A 15,837-nucleotide genomic window follows, 5' to 3' on the forward strand; every position below is an offset into this window, starting at 1 on the left:
TCAGTGCTCTTCCTGTCCGATGGAGTCGAACGCGGCGGCCATGATCTGGAGCATCACCTCGGAGGTGCCCGCCGACAGCGTGAGCCCCGGCGCCTCCCGGTGGGCGGAGTCCAGGGTCAGGGCCGCCCTGGTGCGGTCCGCCCGCTGCTCGGGGCTCGGGATGTCGGTGGCCCACGCCGCGATGGCCTGGGCGAGTTCACTGCTGTGGTACTTGGCGACGGCCGTGGAGACCTGGTCGACCTGGTCCGAGGCGAGCCCGGAGAGTACTTCCCAGGCGAGGACGTGGTCGGCGGTGAGCGCGCCGTGCCAGCGGCCGATCTGTTCCAGCCGCGCGTCGACAGGGGCGCCGAGACGGTCGTCGTGCGCGGAGTCCGGCTCGCGGTCGAGCAGCGCCTCCAGCGCGGCGTCGAGCCAGTGCTCCGCTTTGAGGAAGTAGTCGAGGCCGGTGCGCTCGATGGCCAGTGCCTCGTTGAGCAGCGGCCATCCCTCGTCGCGCGGCCCGATGAGGTCGTCGCCCGAGACCGGCACCGCGTCCAGGTCCACCCGGTGGAAGTGCTCGTCGCCGACGCCGGGGATCACCGACACCGTCACCCCGGGCGCACCCAGGTCGACCAGGAACAGGCTGATCCCCTGGTACTTCCCGGCACCCGGCGTCGTACGGGCCGCACAGAGCCCGTAGTCGACGAACCGCGTCTTGAGGCTGAACACCTTCGTGCCGGTGATGCGGTAGCCACTGCCGTCACCGTCGAGGTCGGGTTCGGCCACGGCACGCAGCGCGCCGAGGTCCGACGCCGCGTCCGGCTCGGTGTAGAGCACCGAGGCGAAACGCTCGCCGCGGGCGATCGCGGGCAGATGCCGCCGCCGCTGCTCGTCGCTGCCCGCCATCAGCAGGAACTGCCCGACGATCTGGATGGTGTTGACGTGCAGGGTGTCCGGCACCCCCGCCCGCACCAGCTCCTCGGCGACGATCGCCGCGTCGGTGAGCGGACGGCCCTCACCGCCGTACTCGACGGGCCAGTGCACGGCGAGCAGCCCGAGCCCGCCCAGCAGGCGGTAGAGGGGACGCGCGTCCGGCTCGACGCCGTCCGCGCCGGTGGCCGCCGCCGCGGCGGCCTGCACCTCGGGGGAGCGCAGCCTGGCGCGCACGTCCGCCCGGAACCGCTGTTGATCCTCGGTGAATCCGAACCGCATCTACGTCTCCTCAGAGGCGAGCGTCTCTTCGATCGCCGCGACCACCCGGCTCAACGCCGGTTCTGTGAACAGGGTGTAGTGGTCGGCGGGCACGCTTCCGGCCCGGAAGGGGCCCGTGCACACCGTGCGCCACTGCTCCTCCATGGCGGGGTGGGGCGAGGCGGTGAGCACCGTGACCGGCCCGCCGTACGGGGCCGGCGGGCGGTACGCCTGCATCGACAGGGCGCAGGACCGGAAGGTCTCGAAGCGGGAGGTCAACTCCTGCTCGGTCAGCTCCAGTTCGACGCCGAGACCCTTCAGGGTCTGCCCGACGTCGGCCTCCCCGGCGGCCGGGTCGTCGAGCACCGCGCGCACCTCCGGGCCGTCCCGCCCCGTCAGCCTGGCGACGTCGTGCACGAACCGCTGCCGCACCGTCGGCTCGTCCAGGGGGACGGTGTCCTCGTCGTAGGCGGCGTCCAGCAGGATCACCGGCGGCCGCTGCCCGGTCGTACGCTCGATCTGCCGGGCGACCTCGAAGGCGAGGACGCCGCCGTAGGACCAGCCGGCCAGGCAGCACGACTCCGGCAGACCGCTCTGGGTCAGGGAGCGCGCGATCCTGGCGGCGGTCGCCGCCATCGCCTCGTGCGGGGCCACGGCCGCGTCCCGCGGGTCGGCGGCGAAACCCGTCACGCCGATGTCCCCGCGCAGGGCCCTGGACAACGGGATGTAGCAGAACAGTTCGCCGCCCGAGGGATGCAACAGGATGACCTGGGCGGGGCCCGCGGCACGCATCACCACCGGCGGCCGGTCGGCGTCCTTCGAAGCGGCCGAAGCGGCCGGAGTGGCCGCCTGCCCCGACAGGCTCTCCAGCGCGTCGAGCGCATCTCCGTCGTCACTCCGCGCGGCACGCGCCGCGTCGATGGTGGCGGCCAGGTGCGAGACGGTCGGCGAGGCGAAGAAGTCGCCGAGCGCGATCTCCACCCCGAACCTGCGGTTGATCGCCGACATCAGCTGGACGGCCTGGAGGCTGTTGCCGCCCGCGAGGAAGAAGTCGTCGCGCACGCCGATCCGGTCGTCGTGCAGCAGCGGGGCGAGCACGTCGTGCAGCAGCCGCCGTTCCGTCACCGTGAGCGACTCGTCGCTCGGACCCTCGCCCGTCCGGCTGAGGTCCGGCGCGGGCAGCCTGCGCCAGTCGACCTTGCCGCTGCTGGTGAGCGGCAGCTCGTCGAGGACGACGAAGTACGACGGGATCATGTACGACGGCAGGCGCGCGCCCAGATGCTCGCGCACCGCGGGCACCTGCTCCTCGGTGACCCCGGTCAGATAGCCGACCAGGTACTTGTCGCCGTTGTCGTCGGCCCGCGTGCGCACGCTGACCGGGCCGATGCCCTCGAAGCCGGTCAGCGCCGACTCCACCTCGCCCAGCTCGATCCGCAGCCCGCGGATCTTCACCTGCTGGTCGAGCCGGCCGAGGAAGACGAGCCGTCCGTCCGGCAGCCGCTTCACCAGGTCGCCGGTCCGGTAGAGCCGGCCGCCGGGCGCGGTGCCGAACGGGTCGGGGATGAACTTCTCCGCGGTCAGCTCGTCGCGGTCGAGGTAGCCGCGCGCGAGACCGCCGCCGCCGACCACCAGTTCGCCCGGCACGCCGACGGGCACCTGGCGCAGGTCGCGGTCGAGGACGTGCGCCACGTGGTTGGCCATGGGCAGGCCGATCGGCGGCGAGGTGTCCCAGGTGCCCGGGCACTCCTCCACGATCATCGTCACCGTGCATTCGGTCGGGCCGTAGCCGTTGAACAGCCGCCTGCCCGGGTTCCACCGGTTCACCAGCTCACCGCTGAACGCCTCGCCGCCGACGAACGCGATCCGCAGCTCGGTGAAGTTCTCGGGAGCGAGCAGGGGCATCACGGTCGGCGGCAGGTCGATCACGGTGATGCCGGCCTGTTCCATCAGCGCCTGCAACCGGTCGATGGACAGCCGCTCGTCGTCGGTCGCCAGACACAGGCGTGCGCCGGTCAGCAGCGCCGAGAACGTCTCGAAGACGGAGACGTCGAAGGTCGACGAGGCGAAGCCGAGCACCCGGTCGGCCGGTGTCAGCTCGAACAGGTCGCGCGTGGAGTCGATGAAGTTGACCACGCCCCGGTGTTCGAGCAGGACGCCCTTCGGCTTGCCGGTGCTGCCGGAGGTGTAGATGACATACGCGACATCGCCGGGCCCCGCCGCGAGCGGGGGATTCCCGCCGGGCAGCGCCGCCAGCTCGTCGCGGACGTCGTCCAGGGTCACGACGGGCACGTCGGCCTCGGCCACGGTCCTGCCCGTGTCGGCGTGGGCGATCACCGTGCGCAGCTGCGCGTCGGCGGCGATCTCCGCGACCCGCGCGGGCGGATGCGCGGGGTCGAGCGGCACATAGGCGGCGCCGGTCTTGAGCACCGCGAGGATCGAGGTGGGCACGTCCACGTTCCTGCGCAGACAGAGGCCGACCCGCATGCCGGGTCCGACGCCGCGCTCGCGCAGCAGGGCGGCGAGCCGGTTCGCCCGGGTGTTGAGTTCGGCGTAGCTGGTGCCGACGCCGGTGACGACGACCGCCACACTGTCCGGGGCCTCGCGGACGCGCGCCTCGAACTCCGCCACGATGGTGGATTCACGGATCGGCCGCATCGGACCCTTGCTGACCTCGGCGAGGAATTCCTTGTCCGCGGGGCTCAGCACCTCGGCGGCGGACAGCGGGGTGTCCGGGGCCGCGGTCAGGGTGCGCAGCAGCCCGTCGTAGTGCCGGGCGAACCTGGCGACGCTGCACGCGTCGAACAGGTCGGTGTTGAACTCGACGCGCAGCACCGCGTCGGCGCCGGGGGCGGACTGCTCCGCCAGGCACCAGCTCATGTCGTACCGGGAGGTGCCGGTCGGGACGGTCTCGCGCCAGGTGTCGATGCCCGGCAGACCGGCCGTGGCGGGCGCGCTCTCCACGCCGAACACGATCTGGAAGACGGGGGAGCGCGACGGGTCGACGACCGGGTCCGCCGCGTCGATCAGCTTGTCGAGGGGCAGGCCGCCATGCTCGTACGCCTCGGCCGACACGCGCTTGACGCGCCGGACGAGGTCGCGGAAGGTCGGGTCGCCGGAGAGGTCCGCGCGCAGCACCCGCATGTCGGTGAAGAGGCCGACCACCGAGGCCAGGGCGGCGTGCGGACGGTTCGCGTCCGGCGAGCCGATCACCAGGTCGTCCAGGCCCGAGTAGCGGTGCAGCAGGGTGAAGAAGGCGGCGACGAGCACGTCGTACGGGTCCGCGTCCTCCGCGCGCGCCAGTGCCGCCGCCCGCTCCACGCCCTCGTGTCCGACGAGGAAGCTGGCGCCGTCACCCGCGAAGGTACGGGTGTCACCGCGCGGCCGGTCGGTCGGGAACTCCAGTACCTCGACACCGGCCAGCTTCTCCCGCCAGTACGCGGCCGCCCCGTCCAGGTCGCCGCCGCGCGAGCGCGCGCGCTGCCACGCCGCGTAGTCCGGGTACTGCACGGGAAGCTCGGGCAGCCGGGGCGCGTCGCCGTCGCGCGACGCCCGGTAGCACTCGGCGAGTTCACCGATCAGCACCTCGCGCGAGCGGGCGTCGCACACGAGGGGAGGCACGTCGAACACGAAGAGGTGGTCGTCCGGCGCTACCCTGATCAGCTGCGCGCGCCACACCGGCGCCCTGGTCAGGTCGGACGGCGTACCGCCGCGCCGCTCCACCAGCGTCCGCGCGGCGGCGAGCCGCTGCTCGTGGTCGGCGCCCTCGGCCTCGATCAGCGGCAGTTCGACCGGGACCTCGTCCACGACCACCTGCATCGGGCCGCCCTCGCGCTCCACGATCACGGTCCGCAGCGCGTCGTGCCGGGCCACCACCGCGGCCAGCGCCGAGCGCAGCGCGGGCACGTCGAGGCCGCCGCGCAGGCGCAGGCAGAGCGCGATTCCGGCGGCGGGGCTCTGTGGCGCCGGGCCGTCGATGAAGCGCAGGGTCTCCTGCGCGTACGACAGCGGCACCGGCCCCGTGTCCCCGCGCGGCGTCGGGCCGCGCCTCGCCGCGGCGTCCGCCTGCTCCCTCAGCCGCGCGAGGAACCGCGCGCGGCGCTCCGCGGGCAGCGCGGCGAGACGCTGGGTCATGTCGGTCACCTGAGGCTCCTTACGGGCGGCGGCGCGTCGGTCGCCCGGTCGTCCGGGCGCACGGGCAGGTGTGCCAACTCCGAGATGGCGATGGTCAGTACGTCGATGCCCCGCATGTAGTCCGAGAGCACGATGTGCTCGTCGTCGGCGTGGTCGAGGCTGCTGTCACCAGGGCCGTACGTCGCCATCGGGATGTCCCAGACCTCGGCGAGGGTGTTCATGTCCGAGGTGGCCGTCTTCACCACCAGGCGCGGCTGGGCGTGCAGCCGCCGGACGCCGGAGACCAGCGAGCGGACCACCGGGTCGGCGCGGCCCACCCGGCAGGCCGCCACGGAGTTGAGGACTTCGAGATTGCCGGCCGGCAGCCGCTCGCGCAGTCCGCGCACCAGCGCCTCGACGTCGAAGCCCGGCGGGATGCGGATGCTCAGGTCCGCCGTCGCCGAGGTCAGGTCGCCGTTGAGCTGGCACAGGGTCGCGCCCGGCTGGTCGAACACGCCGTGGCTCGCGTCGGGGCCGAGCAGTTCGACCAGCGTGTCCCAGCAGGCGACGGCCAGTTCGGACGCCTTCGGCACCGGGTTGCTCGGGTGGGTGGCGGGGCACTTGACGGTGTAGCGCAGATCGAGCTTGCCCTTGTAGCCGAGGACCACGCTCGACCAGCCGCTGGGCTCGCCGATGATCAGCGCGTCCGGCCGGTCGTGGGTGGCCCGGACCGCCATCGCGCCGCGCGAGCGCGGGGTCTCCTCCTCGACGACGCCGATCACCACGATCCGGCCGGGGAAGTCCACCGCGCCGGCCGCGGCGCAGATCATCGCCGCGAGCGGTCCCTTGGCGTCCACCGCGCCTCGGCCGTAGAGCCTGCCGTCCTCGGAGCGGACCGGGACATGGCCCGAGACCGTGTCCAGGTGGCCGAGGAGCATCAGGGTCGGTCCCGCACCCCGCTCGATCACGCCGATCACGTTGCCCACGCCGTCGATGTGCGCCTGGAAACCCAGGTCGGTCATCGTTTCGGCCAAGTAGTCGGCGAGCGCGCGCTCTTGGTAGGACGAGGAGGGGATCTCCAGCATCTTGCGCAGCAGTCCGGTGGCGTACGTCTCGGTGACGTTGCCCGACGATGTGAACGCCCAGTTCATCGTTGCGCTCGTTCCAGTAGGTGGTCGACGATGTGGTCCGCGACGTCGACCTGGTCGGCGAGCGCGGCTTGGAAACCGGAGAACTCCACCCGGTGGTTGACCTCCAGGACCAGCAGCCTGCCGTCGCGGTCCTCGATCAGATCGACACCGGCGATGTCGGCGCCGACGGCGGCGGCCGCGTCGAGGGAGAGCTTGGTGATCTCCGGTGTCACCTCGCACGGCAGGGCCTGCCCGCCCAGCGCCACATTGGTGCGCAGGGACTCGCCGGTGCGGTAGACGGCGCCGAGTACCCGGCCGCCGACCACGATCACCCTGATGTCCCGGTCGGGCTTCTCGATCAGCTCCTGTACGTACCCCAGGTGCGACTGCGGTCCTGGCAGCGCGGCGGCGTACTCCAGCACGCCTTCCGCGGCGGCCCGGTCGGGCAGCTGGACGATCAGCCGGCCCCACGAGCCGACCAGCGGTTTGATCAGCGCCGGGTAGCCGATGGTGTCCAGGGCGTCCAGCGCGGCCTGCGGGGTGAGGCCGAGCGCGGTGCGTGGTGTGGGCACCCCGGCGGCCTCCAGGGCCAGCGTGGAGCGCCACTTGTCGCCGCACACCTCGGTGGCGTCGGCGCTGTTGACCACGTCGACGCCGGCCGCGGCGAGGCAGCGGGCCGCGTACGCGGCGCGGACCTGGCCGATCTCCCGGTTCAGGGCGAGGCCCCAGGGCAGCTCGCGCCGCCCCGCCTGGAACCACTGCCGACGCGTGTCGACGTGGTCGAAGGGGACACCGCGCCGGTCGAACGCGTCGAACAGCCGTTTCTCGTCGGCGCCGACCCTGCTGGCGAGCACCGCGATCCTGCGGTCACCCGGGCGCTCTGGTGTCGCTGACACGTGACCTCCGTATTAGAACCACTGAATGGGCCGGTCGGTACCACCGGCCTGCCGCGTGAAAAGGAATCTACGAGCACACCGCAGCCGTGTGCGTCCGCGACAAGTTCATGTACGGCGACGCATCGCGTTGACTTTCAACCCCCCTGACTGCGAAGTCTGCTTACCCGTCCGCAGCCGTGCCCGTGCCACGCTTGAGCGGATTCGCATACCTGCCGCATTGGCTCACTGCGCGCTTTTCGTTCGGCTGTATCCAGCCGCGCCCGAGACGAGGGGGAAATCGTGGAACACACATCGGAGCGGATACCGGTGCTCGCTTTGTGGAGCGCGCCGCGCTGCCGCTCCACCGCTTTCATGCGGATGATGACGGAGCGGGGCGACCACGCCGTCGTGCACGAGCCGCTCTCCCGGGTCGTCGACTTCGGTGAGGTGGAGGTCGGCGACCAGGTCGCGCACTCCGAGCAGGAAGTGCTCGCGGAACTCCGCGCCATCGCGGCGCACAAGCCGGTGTTCTTCAAGGACACCACGGACTTCGCCTACCCGGCGCTCCTCGCCGACAAGGCCTTCCTCTCGGCCGCGACCCACACCTTCATCATCCGCGACCCGGCCGAGGCCATCGCCTCGCACCACGCGCTCAACCCGGAACTCGGCCGCGACGAGATCGGCTTCGCCCGGCTGTACGAGATCTTCACCGCGGTGCAGGACGCCACCGGGACCACGCCGGTCGTCATCGACTCCGACGACCTGCTCGACCGGCCGGCCGAGACCGTGCGGGCCTACTGCTCGGCGGTGGGCATCCCCTTCCTGCCGGACGCGCTGAGCTGGCAGCCGGGGATGCGCTCGGAGTGGCAGACGACCAGCAAGTGGCACAAGTCGACCAGCGAGACCTCCGGTTTCAAGCGCGGCTCGAGCGACGGCGCCGAGAAGGTCGCGGCCGACCCGGTGCTGCGCGGCTACCGCGACTACCACCAGCCGTACTACGAGAAGCTGCGCGCCGTCGCGCTGCGGCCGTCAGCGTGAACTCTGAATGAACGGGCTAGGTTCGGAATGCAGAACGGCTTTCCAGTGAGGTGGGTCACTTGACGGACATTTCGGTGTCCTCCGCCAGGACCGGTCTTTGCGACACGGTCGATATCTCCGGCCATCGCAACAACACGGCGATCTCCGCGTCCACGGAGACCAAAGCGGGGGCATTCAACGTATGGGGAAACTCGTTCGCGGCGGAATATCTGCCCGCGGGCGAGAGCATCGTCCACGTGGACGGTGTTCCCTTCGAGTTTCCTCCGGTCTGCGACGGACCGGACAACGTCCGCTGTGCCGGACAGTTCATCCGCGTACCCGAGGGCCGCTACGACTGGATCCACGTCCTCGCCGCGTCCGAGCGGCGCAGCGAGGAGACCGTCGAGCTGACCTTCGCCGACGGCTCGGTCGACCCGGAACCGCTGCGGGTCTCCGACTTCTGGGCGGCGCCCGCGTGGTTCGGCGAGGTCAAGGCGTTCGAGAGCCTTGTCATGCACTACCCGCACCACGTGCAGCGAGGCGTGCCCGCCGTCATGTGGGCGCAGCGCGTACCGGTCACCCGGCGCGCCGGCCTGACCGGCATCCTGCTGCCCCGCAACGTCGCCGTGCACGTCTTCGCGGTCACCCTCCAGCGGACGGAGTCCTGACATGACCGTCGACATGACGTCACGGACGTACATGATCACCGGGCCGGAGCCCGAGTGGTGGTACCGCGACCTCATCAGCTGCCTGCAGTCCACGTTCGGTTCGCTCCTGATACGGGAGGGCGCCGACCCGCTGGCCGTGCTCGGCGCGGGCTGGCGGTTCCTGCACCTGCCGGGCGACGTCAGGTCCGAGGAGTTCTACTACCCCTGCGCCCCCGACGAGTCCGGCGCCGCCGACCTCGGCACCGCGCTCGCCCCCCACCACCAGCTGCGTGCGCGCTGGTGGCAGCCGGCCGACGAGAACGACGTCTGGCGCGAGGTGCGCGAGACGCTTGCCGACAACCGGCTCGTCATCGCCGCCGTGGACAACTACCACCTGCCGTTCAGGCCCGCGTACGGAGACGTGCACGCCGCGCACCTCGTGGTGATCTACGGCCTGGACGAGACCCGCGGCGTGGTCTACGTCGCCGACGCGATGCCGCCCGCCTTCCGCGGCGCCGTCCCGATCGAGGAGTTCCTGCGCAGCTGGGGCTCGGCGAACCCGAACGACGTCCAGGACGCCTTCTTCAGCGACGCCCGCATCGGCAGGCGCTGCCTCGACGTCCGCCTCGAAGCGACGCCCGCGCCCCTCACGCCGGAACTGCTCGGCGGCTATCTGCGCACCGACAACGAAGGCTTCACCACGGCCACTTCGGCCCGCACCGGCCTCGCCGGATACGACGAGTTCGCCGCCGAACTCCGCGACCGGTGCCGGGCCGGGGACGCCGGAGCCCTGCGTGAGCTGTACCCGTTCGGCTGGGGCATGCAGGCGCAGGCCTCGCTCCACGGCGAGCTGCTGCGCCGCTGCGGCCGCCAGTGGGACGACCCGGCGCTGGCCGGGGCGGGCCGTGCGGTCGAGGCCGTCGCGCACGCCTGGACCGGACTGCGCTTCACCGGCGCGCACGGGCTCGACGACCCGCGCGCCGCCGCACCCGACATCGCGCACCACACCACGGTGCTGCGCGGCGCGTACGCGCGCGCGGTCGACGCCGTCGGCGCCGTGGCGGCGCGACTGTGACCGTGTGGAGCGAGCGGACCGTGTGCGGACCGACCGACGTGACCCTGTGCGTGACCCTGTGGAGGGGAGTTCGATGAGCAAGCTGGCAGCGTTCGGCGGCACGGCCACCGTGCCGAAACACCGGCGCCATGTGCAGTGGCCGTTGGTCGAGGACGAGGACCGCAAGGCCGTCCTCGACGCGCTCGACGGCGCGAGAATGGTCTCCGACACCGACGGCGTGAACTCGGTGTCCGTCCTTGAGGAGAAGTGGGCCACCCGCTTCGGCCACGAGCACTGCGTCGCGGTCTCCAACGGCACCGCGGCCCTCTCCCTCGCCCTCGCCGCGCTCGGCGTCGGACCGGGCGACGAGGTGATCGTGCCCGCGCTCAGCTTCATCGCCACCGGGCTCGCCCCCGTGCACCAGATGGCCGTCCCCGTCTTCGCCGACATCGACCCGGTCACCTTCAACATCGACCCGGACGACATCGAGCGCCGGATCACCCCCCGTACCAAGGCGATCATCCCCGTCCACCTGCACGGCGCCCCCGCCGACATGGACCGGATCACCGAGATCGCGCGCAAGCACGGCCTCGCCGTCGTCGAGGACGCCGCGCAGGCCCCCGGCGCGACCCACCGCGGCCGGCCGGTCGGCGCGCTCGGCGACGCGGGCGCCTTCAGCCTCCAGGTCAGCAAGAACATCCCGACCTGCGGCGAGGGCGGCCTGCTCGTCACCCGCCACGCCGAGCTCGCCGAGGCGATGCGCCGCGGCAGACAGTTCGGCGAGGTGATCGAGAGCGGCCGCGAGCGCGACTACGTCTCGTACGGCCTGGGCTGGAACCACAAGATCAACGCCCTCCAGGCCGCGTTCACCAACGCGCAGCTCGACCGCTTCGACGGCTACGAGCAGGCCCGGCAGCACAACGTCACCGAGTTCCTCGGGCGCCTCGCCGAGCTGCCCGGACTGCGGGTGCCGACCGCGCTGCCGGACACCACCCACGCCTGGCACATCCTGCGCTTCCGCTTCGACCGGGCCGCGTTCGGCCTGGACGGCGTGCGCCCCGAGGCGTTGCGCTCGGCGCTGCGGCGGCTGCTGCGCGCCGAGGGCGTACCGATGTCGCAGTACCAGCTGATGCCGCTGCCCGACCAGAAGGTCTTCGTGGACCGCGCCGGCTTCGGCTCGGGCTACCCGTGGTCGGTGACCGGCGCGCCCGGCACCACCGCGGGCGAGGGCTACTCGGTGACCCGCGCGGTCATCGCCGACTCCCTGACCATCCAGAAGCGCCATCTGCACCCGGGGGCGGGCGAACTGCTCGGCCTCTACGCGGACGCCTTCGAAAAGGTGTGGGCCAACCGCGACATGGTGGCCACGCTCGCCAAGGCGGCGTCATGACCGTCGCCCAGGTCCTCGAGCGGGACACACTCGACACGGTCGCCGCACGCATCCGCGCACACGTCGTCGACATGTGCGCGGGGCCCGAGGGCGGCCACCTCGGCGGCGCCTTCTCCTGCGCCGACGTGCTGACCGCGCTGTACTTCTCGGTCCTGAACGTGGACCCGGAGCGCCCGGACGACCCGGACCGCGACCGCTTCCTGCTCAGCAAGGGCCACGCCGCCGTCGGCCTGTACGCGACGCTGGCCGAGCGGGGCTTCTTCCCCACCGAGGAACTCGCCGGATACGGCCGCCCCGGCAGCAGGCTGATGGGCCACCCGGTGCGCGCGGTGCCCGGGGTGGAGATGCCGACCGGGTCGCTCGGCCACGGGCTCGCCCTTGGCTGCGGGTTCGCGCTTGCCGCCCGGTACGCGGGCAGCGCCTCGCGCAGCTTCGTCCTGCTCGGCGACGGCGAACTCCAGGAGGGCTCGGTGTGGGAGGCGGCCATCGCGGCCGCGTCACTGAAACTGGACCGCCTGGTCGCGGTGGTGGACCGCAACGGCCTCCAGCTGACCGGCGCCACCGACGGCATCGCCCCGATGGAACCGCTCGCCGACCGCTGGCGCAGCTTCGGCTGGGCCGTGCGCGACGTGGACGGCCATGACCCGGACGAGCTGGCGGAGCACCTGGGCGCCACGCCGTGGGAGCCGGGCAAACCGAGCGTGCTGATCGCCCGCACGGTCAAGGGCCAGGGCCTGCCGTTCCTGGAGGGCCGCAGCTCCAGCCATTACGTGACCCTCTCGCCACGCAACCACGCACGGGCGGTCCGCGCCCTACGAGCCACGGAGGCCGCAGAATGAGCCGCGCGACCCGAGAGGCCTACCGGGACAGCCTGCTGCCGCTCCTGCGGCGGCACCCCGAGCTGATGTGCCTGGACTCCGACACCGGCCTGTTCAACGCGGAGTACGCCGCGACCGCCGGCGACCAGTACCTCAACCTCGGTATCGCCGAGCAGAACCTGATGGGCGTGGCCGCCGGGATGGCCGCGTGCGGGCGGATCCCGTTCGTCAACACGATGGCCGCCTTCGCCACCTCCCGGGCGCTGGAGGCCATCAAGATCGACATCGCCTACAACCGGCTGCCGGTCCGCATCATGGCCACCCACGGCGGCCTCGCCGCGGGCCACCTCGGCCCGACCCACCAGGCCCTGGAAGACCTCGCGGTGATGCGCGTACTGCCCGGGATGACCGTGGTCGTACCCGCTGACGCCGCCGCCACGGAAGCGTTCGTCGAGCAGAGCGTGAGCCTGCCGGGACCGCTCTACGTCCGGCTCGGCCGCAAGCCCACCCCGGCGCTGCCCGCGGCGCCGCCGCCGGTCATCGGGCAGGCGCAGACGCTGCGGCAGGGCGGCGACGTGGTGCTCGCGAGCTGTGGTCCGTACCCCGTGCTCGCGTGTCTCGCCGCGGCGGACGCCCTGGCCGGACACGGCATCGAGGCCACGGTGCTGAACATGCACACGCTGCGGCCCTTCGACACCGAGACGCTGGTGGCCGCCGCACGGCCGGCCTCGCTCGTGGTGACGCTGGAGGAGCACTGGCGCAGCGGCGGCCTGGGCGGCGCGGTCGCCGAGGCACTGTCGGAGGCGGCGCCCACCCGGGTGGTGCGGCTCGGCATGCCGGATCAGTTCGTCAGCGAGGTGGGCAACCAGGAGCACCTGGTCGCGCACTACGACCTCACCGCGGAGCGGGTCGTGCGGGAGGTGCGGGCCGCTCTCGACGGGGCGGGATCGCCGGCCGGTTCCCCGGTCGCTTCTCTCGCCGGTTCTCTGGCCGGTTCGCTGGGCTGACGACAACGACCAAGCGGGCCACCCTCGATTCGAGGGTGGCCCGCAGTGGTGTGTGCGAGGTGCTTCAGGCGCTGGGCGGAGGCACGATGCGGTAGTCGAGCGTGCCGATGACGGCCGCCACCCGCTCGCGCAGCTCGCGCACGGAATCGGCGGTGACCGTGAAGCCGAGGAAGAAGTTCTCCTGCTCCAGGTTGCTGACCTGGTAGCCGTTGACGACGTCCGCGTCGCCGACGCCGGGCAGCGCCCGCAGGTCGTCCGCGCCGGTGCGGATCTCGACGGTGCCCAGCTCGTCGGCCTCCACATAGACCAGGCCGGTGACCGGCAGGTCGGGGACCGGCTCCAGCTCCGCCGGGTCGAGGGTGTACTCGCCAAGGGACATGGAGAGGAACGCGTCGATCGGGTCGATCCCGCCGGGCCCGTGGACCGCCGGGAAGTGCATGCCGCGACCGGGCCGGGGGTTGATCTCCACCAGCTCGGTCCGGCCGTCCTCGGTGGTCCGGCCCTCGACGTGCAGCCAGAGCTGGTCGAGGCGGAGGTCGGCGCAGAGCGCGCTGACCGCCTCGCTGAGCACCCGTACGCCTTCGCGGATGTGCTCCCGCTGGGGCGGATGGAGGTTGATCCCCGCGTCGTGGTGCCTGGTCTCGTCCAGGTCGGGCTTCTCGCCCGCGAGTATCGGGTGGAAGCGTCCGGCGACGACGGGCCCGTCCACGGTGTACTCGGTACCGGGCAGGTACTCCTCGACGATCAAATCGATCCCGGCGAGACCGAGTTCGGTGAGGCGGCCCTGGTAGGCGAGGAGATCGTCGGGCCCGTCGACCCGGCTGACGAGCCGCGAGGCCCCGGACTCACCCGAGGGCTTGATGATGGCGGGGAAGAAGTCCGCCTCCGCCGGATCGTCACAGAAGCGCATGCCGGAGAGACCGAGGTCCCGCATGCGCTCCCGGACCAGCGTCTTGCTGAGCAGCACCTTGCGGCCGGGGTCGGCACCCGGCAGGCCGTAGTGCGCGGCGATCCCGATCTGCCAGGGCATGAGCACTTCGAGCAGGTTGACGACGGCGACGGGTTCGATGCCCCGCCCGTCGAGCCGGGCGGCCAGCGTGGACAGATCCTCGCTGTCCCAGTCCAGCAGGACATGGTCGTCGCACAGGTCGCGGTTGCGGTCGTCGGGCAGATCGGAGATCAGCACCGGACACAGACCGCGGGCGCGCAGCCTTTCGACGGCCGGGGCCACCCCGCCGGCATTCCATTTGGAGAGGATGAGTACGGATTTCAAGCCGCTGCCTCCAGGGCTGAATTCAGGGGCGGGAGCTGTTGTCGTACAGATGGTCCTGTTCGATCTGCCGCAGCTTCTGGTAGTCGGCGAGGAGCTGCGCCGGATCGTCGGAGATGAGGAACACGTATCCGGGCTGCGTGGCCACATCGATCGTCCGGGCGATCGGCTGCCCCTCCGAATGCCGCATCACGGTGAAGACGTGGGACGGCAGCGCGCGGATGGCGGCCATCGCCTCGTGGGAGGGGATGACGCCGCGCTCCAGCGGATTGATGAGATGGACGAAGCGGTGGTGCTGGAGCAGCTGGTACGCGGTGGTGGGCAGGCGGTCGAACTGCTCCGGTTCCGCCACGGAGAGCGCCAGCATCTCCACCTGGTTGGTGCCGAAACAGCGGTTGTTGATCTCGAGGACCTGGCCGCCGCCCATGCGGGCCGCACTCTCCACGAGCACCGGGCCCCTGGCGGTCATCATGACCTCGGTGTGTCCGGCCGCGTTGCGCACCTCCAGGGCGTCGAGCACCTGGTGGGTGTACGTCTCCAGCTCCCTGGCGACCGGATCGTCGGGGGAGAGCGGCTCGTTGTAGTCGTAGATGATGTTGCCGCCGGGGAGCCTGAGCTTGTAGTAGCGCCAGATCTCGACGGTGTGGTGCCCGCCGTCACGGCTGACGGTGTTGACGAAGTACTCGTCGCCCTCCAGGAACTCCTGGGCGAGCACCGTGGTGTTCGGCATTCCGTGGCGGTCGGTGCTGTTCAGGATCGTCTCGTGGACGGTGCGGATCTGCTCCGGGGAGGAGCACGCCACCACGTTGTCCGTGCTGGAGCTCGCGACCGGCTTCAGGATGACCGGATAGCCCACGGTCGCCTCTGCCCACGCGATGATCTCCTCGACATCGGTCGAGACCATGCTGGCCGCGTGCGGCAGGCCGGCGTCGCGCAGGGCGAGGGCCATCTCGAACTTGTTGCGGCGGGCGGTCGGGCGGCTCATGCCGTTGCCCGGGGTGCCGAGTTCGGCGGAGAGCTGGTCGGCGAGTTCGACGCCCGCTTCCTGCCCGGCGATCACATGGGTGACCTCGTGCCGGCGCAGCACGGACGCGGTGGCCTCGACGTCGCCGAAGTGCCGGACGTCGTCGACGAAGGTCCCGGGGGAGCCGGTCAGGAGGACGTCCGGATGGGGTGATCGGACGTGCACGCACTCGATGCCGTACTGGTCGAGCACGGCGGGCAGGAGGCCCCCTGTCGAGTAGGCGTCGACAATCGCCACGCGCTTCGTTCGTGTACCGAGGTTCGTCGGCATCGTCAGCCACTTCCCTTCTGGGTTGGGTCGGCCGGGGGTTAGAGGGGGTGGAGGC

12 protein-coding genes are annotated in these 15,837 nt (G+C 71.7%); 6 read left to right on the plus strand and 6 right to left on the minus strand.

Features of this window, described 5'->3' with window-relative positions; all coding sequences use genetic code 11:
* The 4 genes from GKQ77_RS01125 to GKQ77_RS01140 are packed head-to-tail and all read right to left on the minus strand — an operon-like array spanning position 1 to position 7,306.
* Positions 1–1,191, minus strand: a complete 1,191-nt coding sequence (locus GKQ77_RS01125) for an acyl-CoA dehydrogenase family protein (protein WP_219686678.1) — start codon at positions 1,189–1,191, stop codon at positions 1–3.
* On the minus strand, positions 1,192–5,301 hold the full coding sequence (locus GKQ77_RS01130) for a non-ribosomal peptide synthetase (RefSeq protein WP_258020684.1): 4,110 nt from the start codon (positions 5,299–5,301) through the stop codon (positions 1,192–1,194).
* A gap of 5 nt (positions 5,302–5,306) precedes the next feature.
* The gene (locus GKQ77_RS01135; protein WP_219686680.1) at positions 5,307–6,431 is read right to left on the minus strand and encodes a M20/M25/M40 family metallo-hydrolase; all 1,125 of its coding nucleotides are present in this window, start codon (positions 6,429–6,431) and stop codon (positions 5,307–5,309) included.
* Positions 6,428–7,306, minus strand: a complete 879-nt coding sequence (locus tag GKQ77_RS01140) for a RimK family alpha-L-glutamate ligase (protein WP_219686681.1) — start codon at positions 7,304–7,306, stop codon at positions 6,428–6,430. The genes GKQ77_RS01135 and GKQ77_RS01140 overlap by 4 nt, the downstream gene beginning before the upstream one ends.
* A 279-nt stretch (positions 7,307–7,585) precedes the next feature.
* Between GKQ77_RS01140 and GKQ77_RS01145 the strand changes: the two genes are divergently transcribed.
* From GKQ77_RS01145 to GKQ77_RS01170, 6 genes are all read left to right on the plus strand, one after another.
* Positions 7,586–8,323 (plus strand): sulfotransferase-like domain-containing protein, encoded by a 738-nt coding sequence (locus tag GKQ77_RS01145; protein WP_219686682.1) that lies wholly within the window; start codon positions 7,586–7,588, stop codon positions 8,321–8,323.
* 50 nt (positions 8,324–8,373) lie between these two features.
* Positions 8,374–8,970 carry a beta-sandwich domain-containing protein gene (locus GKQ77_RS01150; RefSeq protein WP_219686683.1) on the plus strand — a complete coding sequence of 199 codons (597 nt, stop codon included), beginning with the start codon at positions 8,374–8,376 and terminating at the stop codon, positions 8,968–8,970.
* Between the two features lies 1 nt (position 8,971).
* The gene (locus GKQ77_RS01155) at positions 8,972–10,024 is read left to right on the plus strand and encodes a BtrH N-terminal domain-containing protein (protein WP_219686684.1); all 1,053 of its coding nucleotides are present in this window, start codon (positions 8,972–8,974) and stop codon (positions 10,022–10,024) included.
* A gap of 73 nt (positions 10,025–10,097) precedes the next feature.
* Positions 10,098–11,393, plus strand: a complete 1,296-nt coding sequence (locus GKQ77_RS01160) for a DegT/DnrJ/EryC1/StrS family aminotransferase (protein WP_219686685.1) — start codon at positions 10,098–10,100, stop codon at positions 11,391–11,393.
* Positions 11,390–12,232 (plus strand): transketolase, encoded by an 843-nt coding sequence (locus GKQ77_RS01165; RefSeq protein WP_219686686.1) that lies wholly within the window; start codon positions 11,390–11,392, stop codon positions 12,230–12,232. The genes GKQ77_RS01160 and GKQ77_RS01165 overlap by 4 nt, the downstream gene beginning before the upstream one ends.
* Entirely contained in the window at positions 12,229–13,218 is a 990-nt protein-coding gene (locus GKQ77_RS01170; RefSeq protein ID WP_258020683.1) for a transketolase family protein, read from the plus strand. The genes GKQ77_RS01165 and GKQ77_RS01170 overlap by 4 nt, the downstream gene beginning before the upstream one ends.
* Before the next feature lie 64 nt (positions 13,219–13,282).
* Here the strand turns inward: GKQ77_RS01170 and GKQ77_RS01175 are convergent, their stop codons facing one another.
* On the minus strand, positions 13,283–14,491 hold the full coding sequence (locus tag GKQ77_RS01175; RefSeq protein WP_219686687.1) for an ATP-grasp domain-containing protein: 1,209 nt from the start codon (positions 14,489–14,491) through the stop codon (positions 13,283–13,285).
* A 22-nt stretch (positions 14,492–14,513) separates the two neighbouring features.
* A complete protein-coding gene (locus tag GKQ77_RS01180; RefSeq protein WP_308117505.1) occupies positions 14,514–15,749 on the minus strand; it encodes an ATP-grasp domain-containing protein in 1,236 nt (411 codons plus the stop codon).
* Between the last annotated feature and the right edge of the window lie 88 nt (positions 15,750–15,837).

The organism is Streptomyces anatolicus (assembly GCF_019400875.1).
GTDB lineage: Bacteria > Actinomycetota > Actinomycetes > Streptomycetales > Streptomycetaceae > Streptomyces > Streptomyces anatolicus.

Excerpts from the sequence above, each read along its gene's own strand:
- GKQ77_RS01130 (WP_258020684.1), bottom strand. The coding sequence starts at position 5,301 with ATGACCCAGCGTCTCGCCGCGCTGCCCGCGGAGCGCCGCGCGCGGTTC.
- GKQ77_RS01155 (WP_219686684.1), top strand. The coding sequence starts at position 8,972 with ATGACCGTCGACATGACGTCACGGACGTACATGATCACCGGGCCGGAG.
- GKQ77_RS01160 (WP_219686685.1), top strand. The coding sequence starts at position 10,098 with ATGAGCAAGCTGGCAGCGTTCGGCGGCACGGCCACCGTGCCGAAACAC.
- GKQ77_RS01135 (WP_219686680.1), bottom strand. The coding sequence starts at position 6,431 with ATGAACTGGGCGTTCACATCGTCGGGCAACGTCACCGAGACGTACGCC.
- GKQ77_RS01170 (WP_258020683.1), top strand. The coding sequence starts at position 12,229 with ATGAGCCGCGCGACCCGAGAGGCCTACCGGGACAGCCTGCTGCCGCTC.
- GKQ77_RS01125 (WP_219686678.1), bottom strand. The coding sequence starts at position 1,191 with ATGCGGTTCGGATTCACCGAGGATCAACAGCGGTTCCGGGCGGACGTG.
- GKQ77_RS01165 (WP_219686686.1), top strand. The coding sequence starts at position 11,390 with ATGACCGTCGCCCAGGTCCTCGAGCGGGACACACTCGACACGGTCGCC.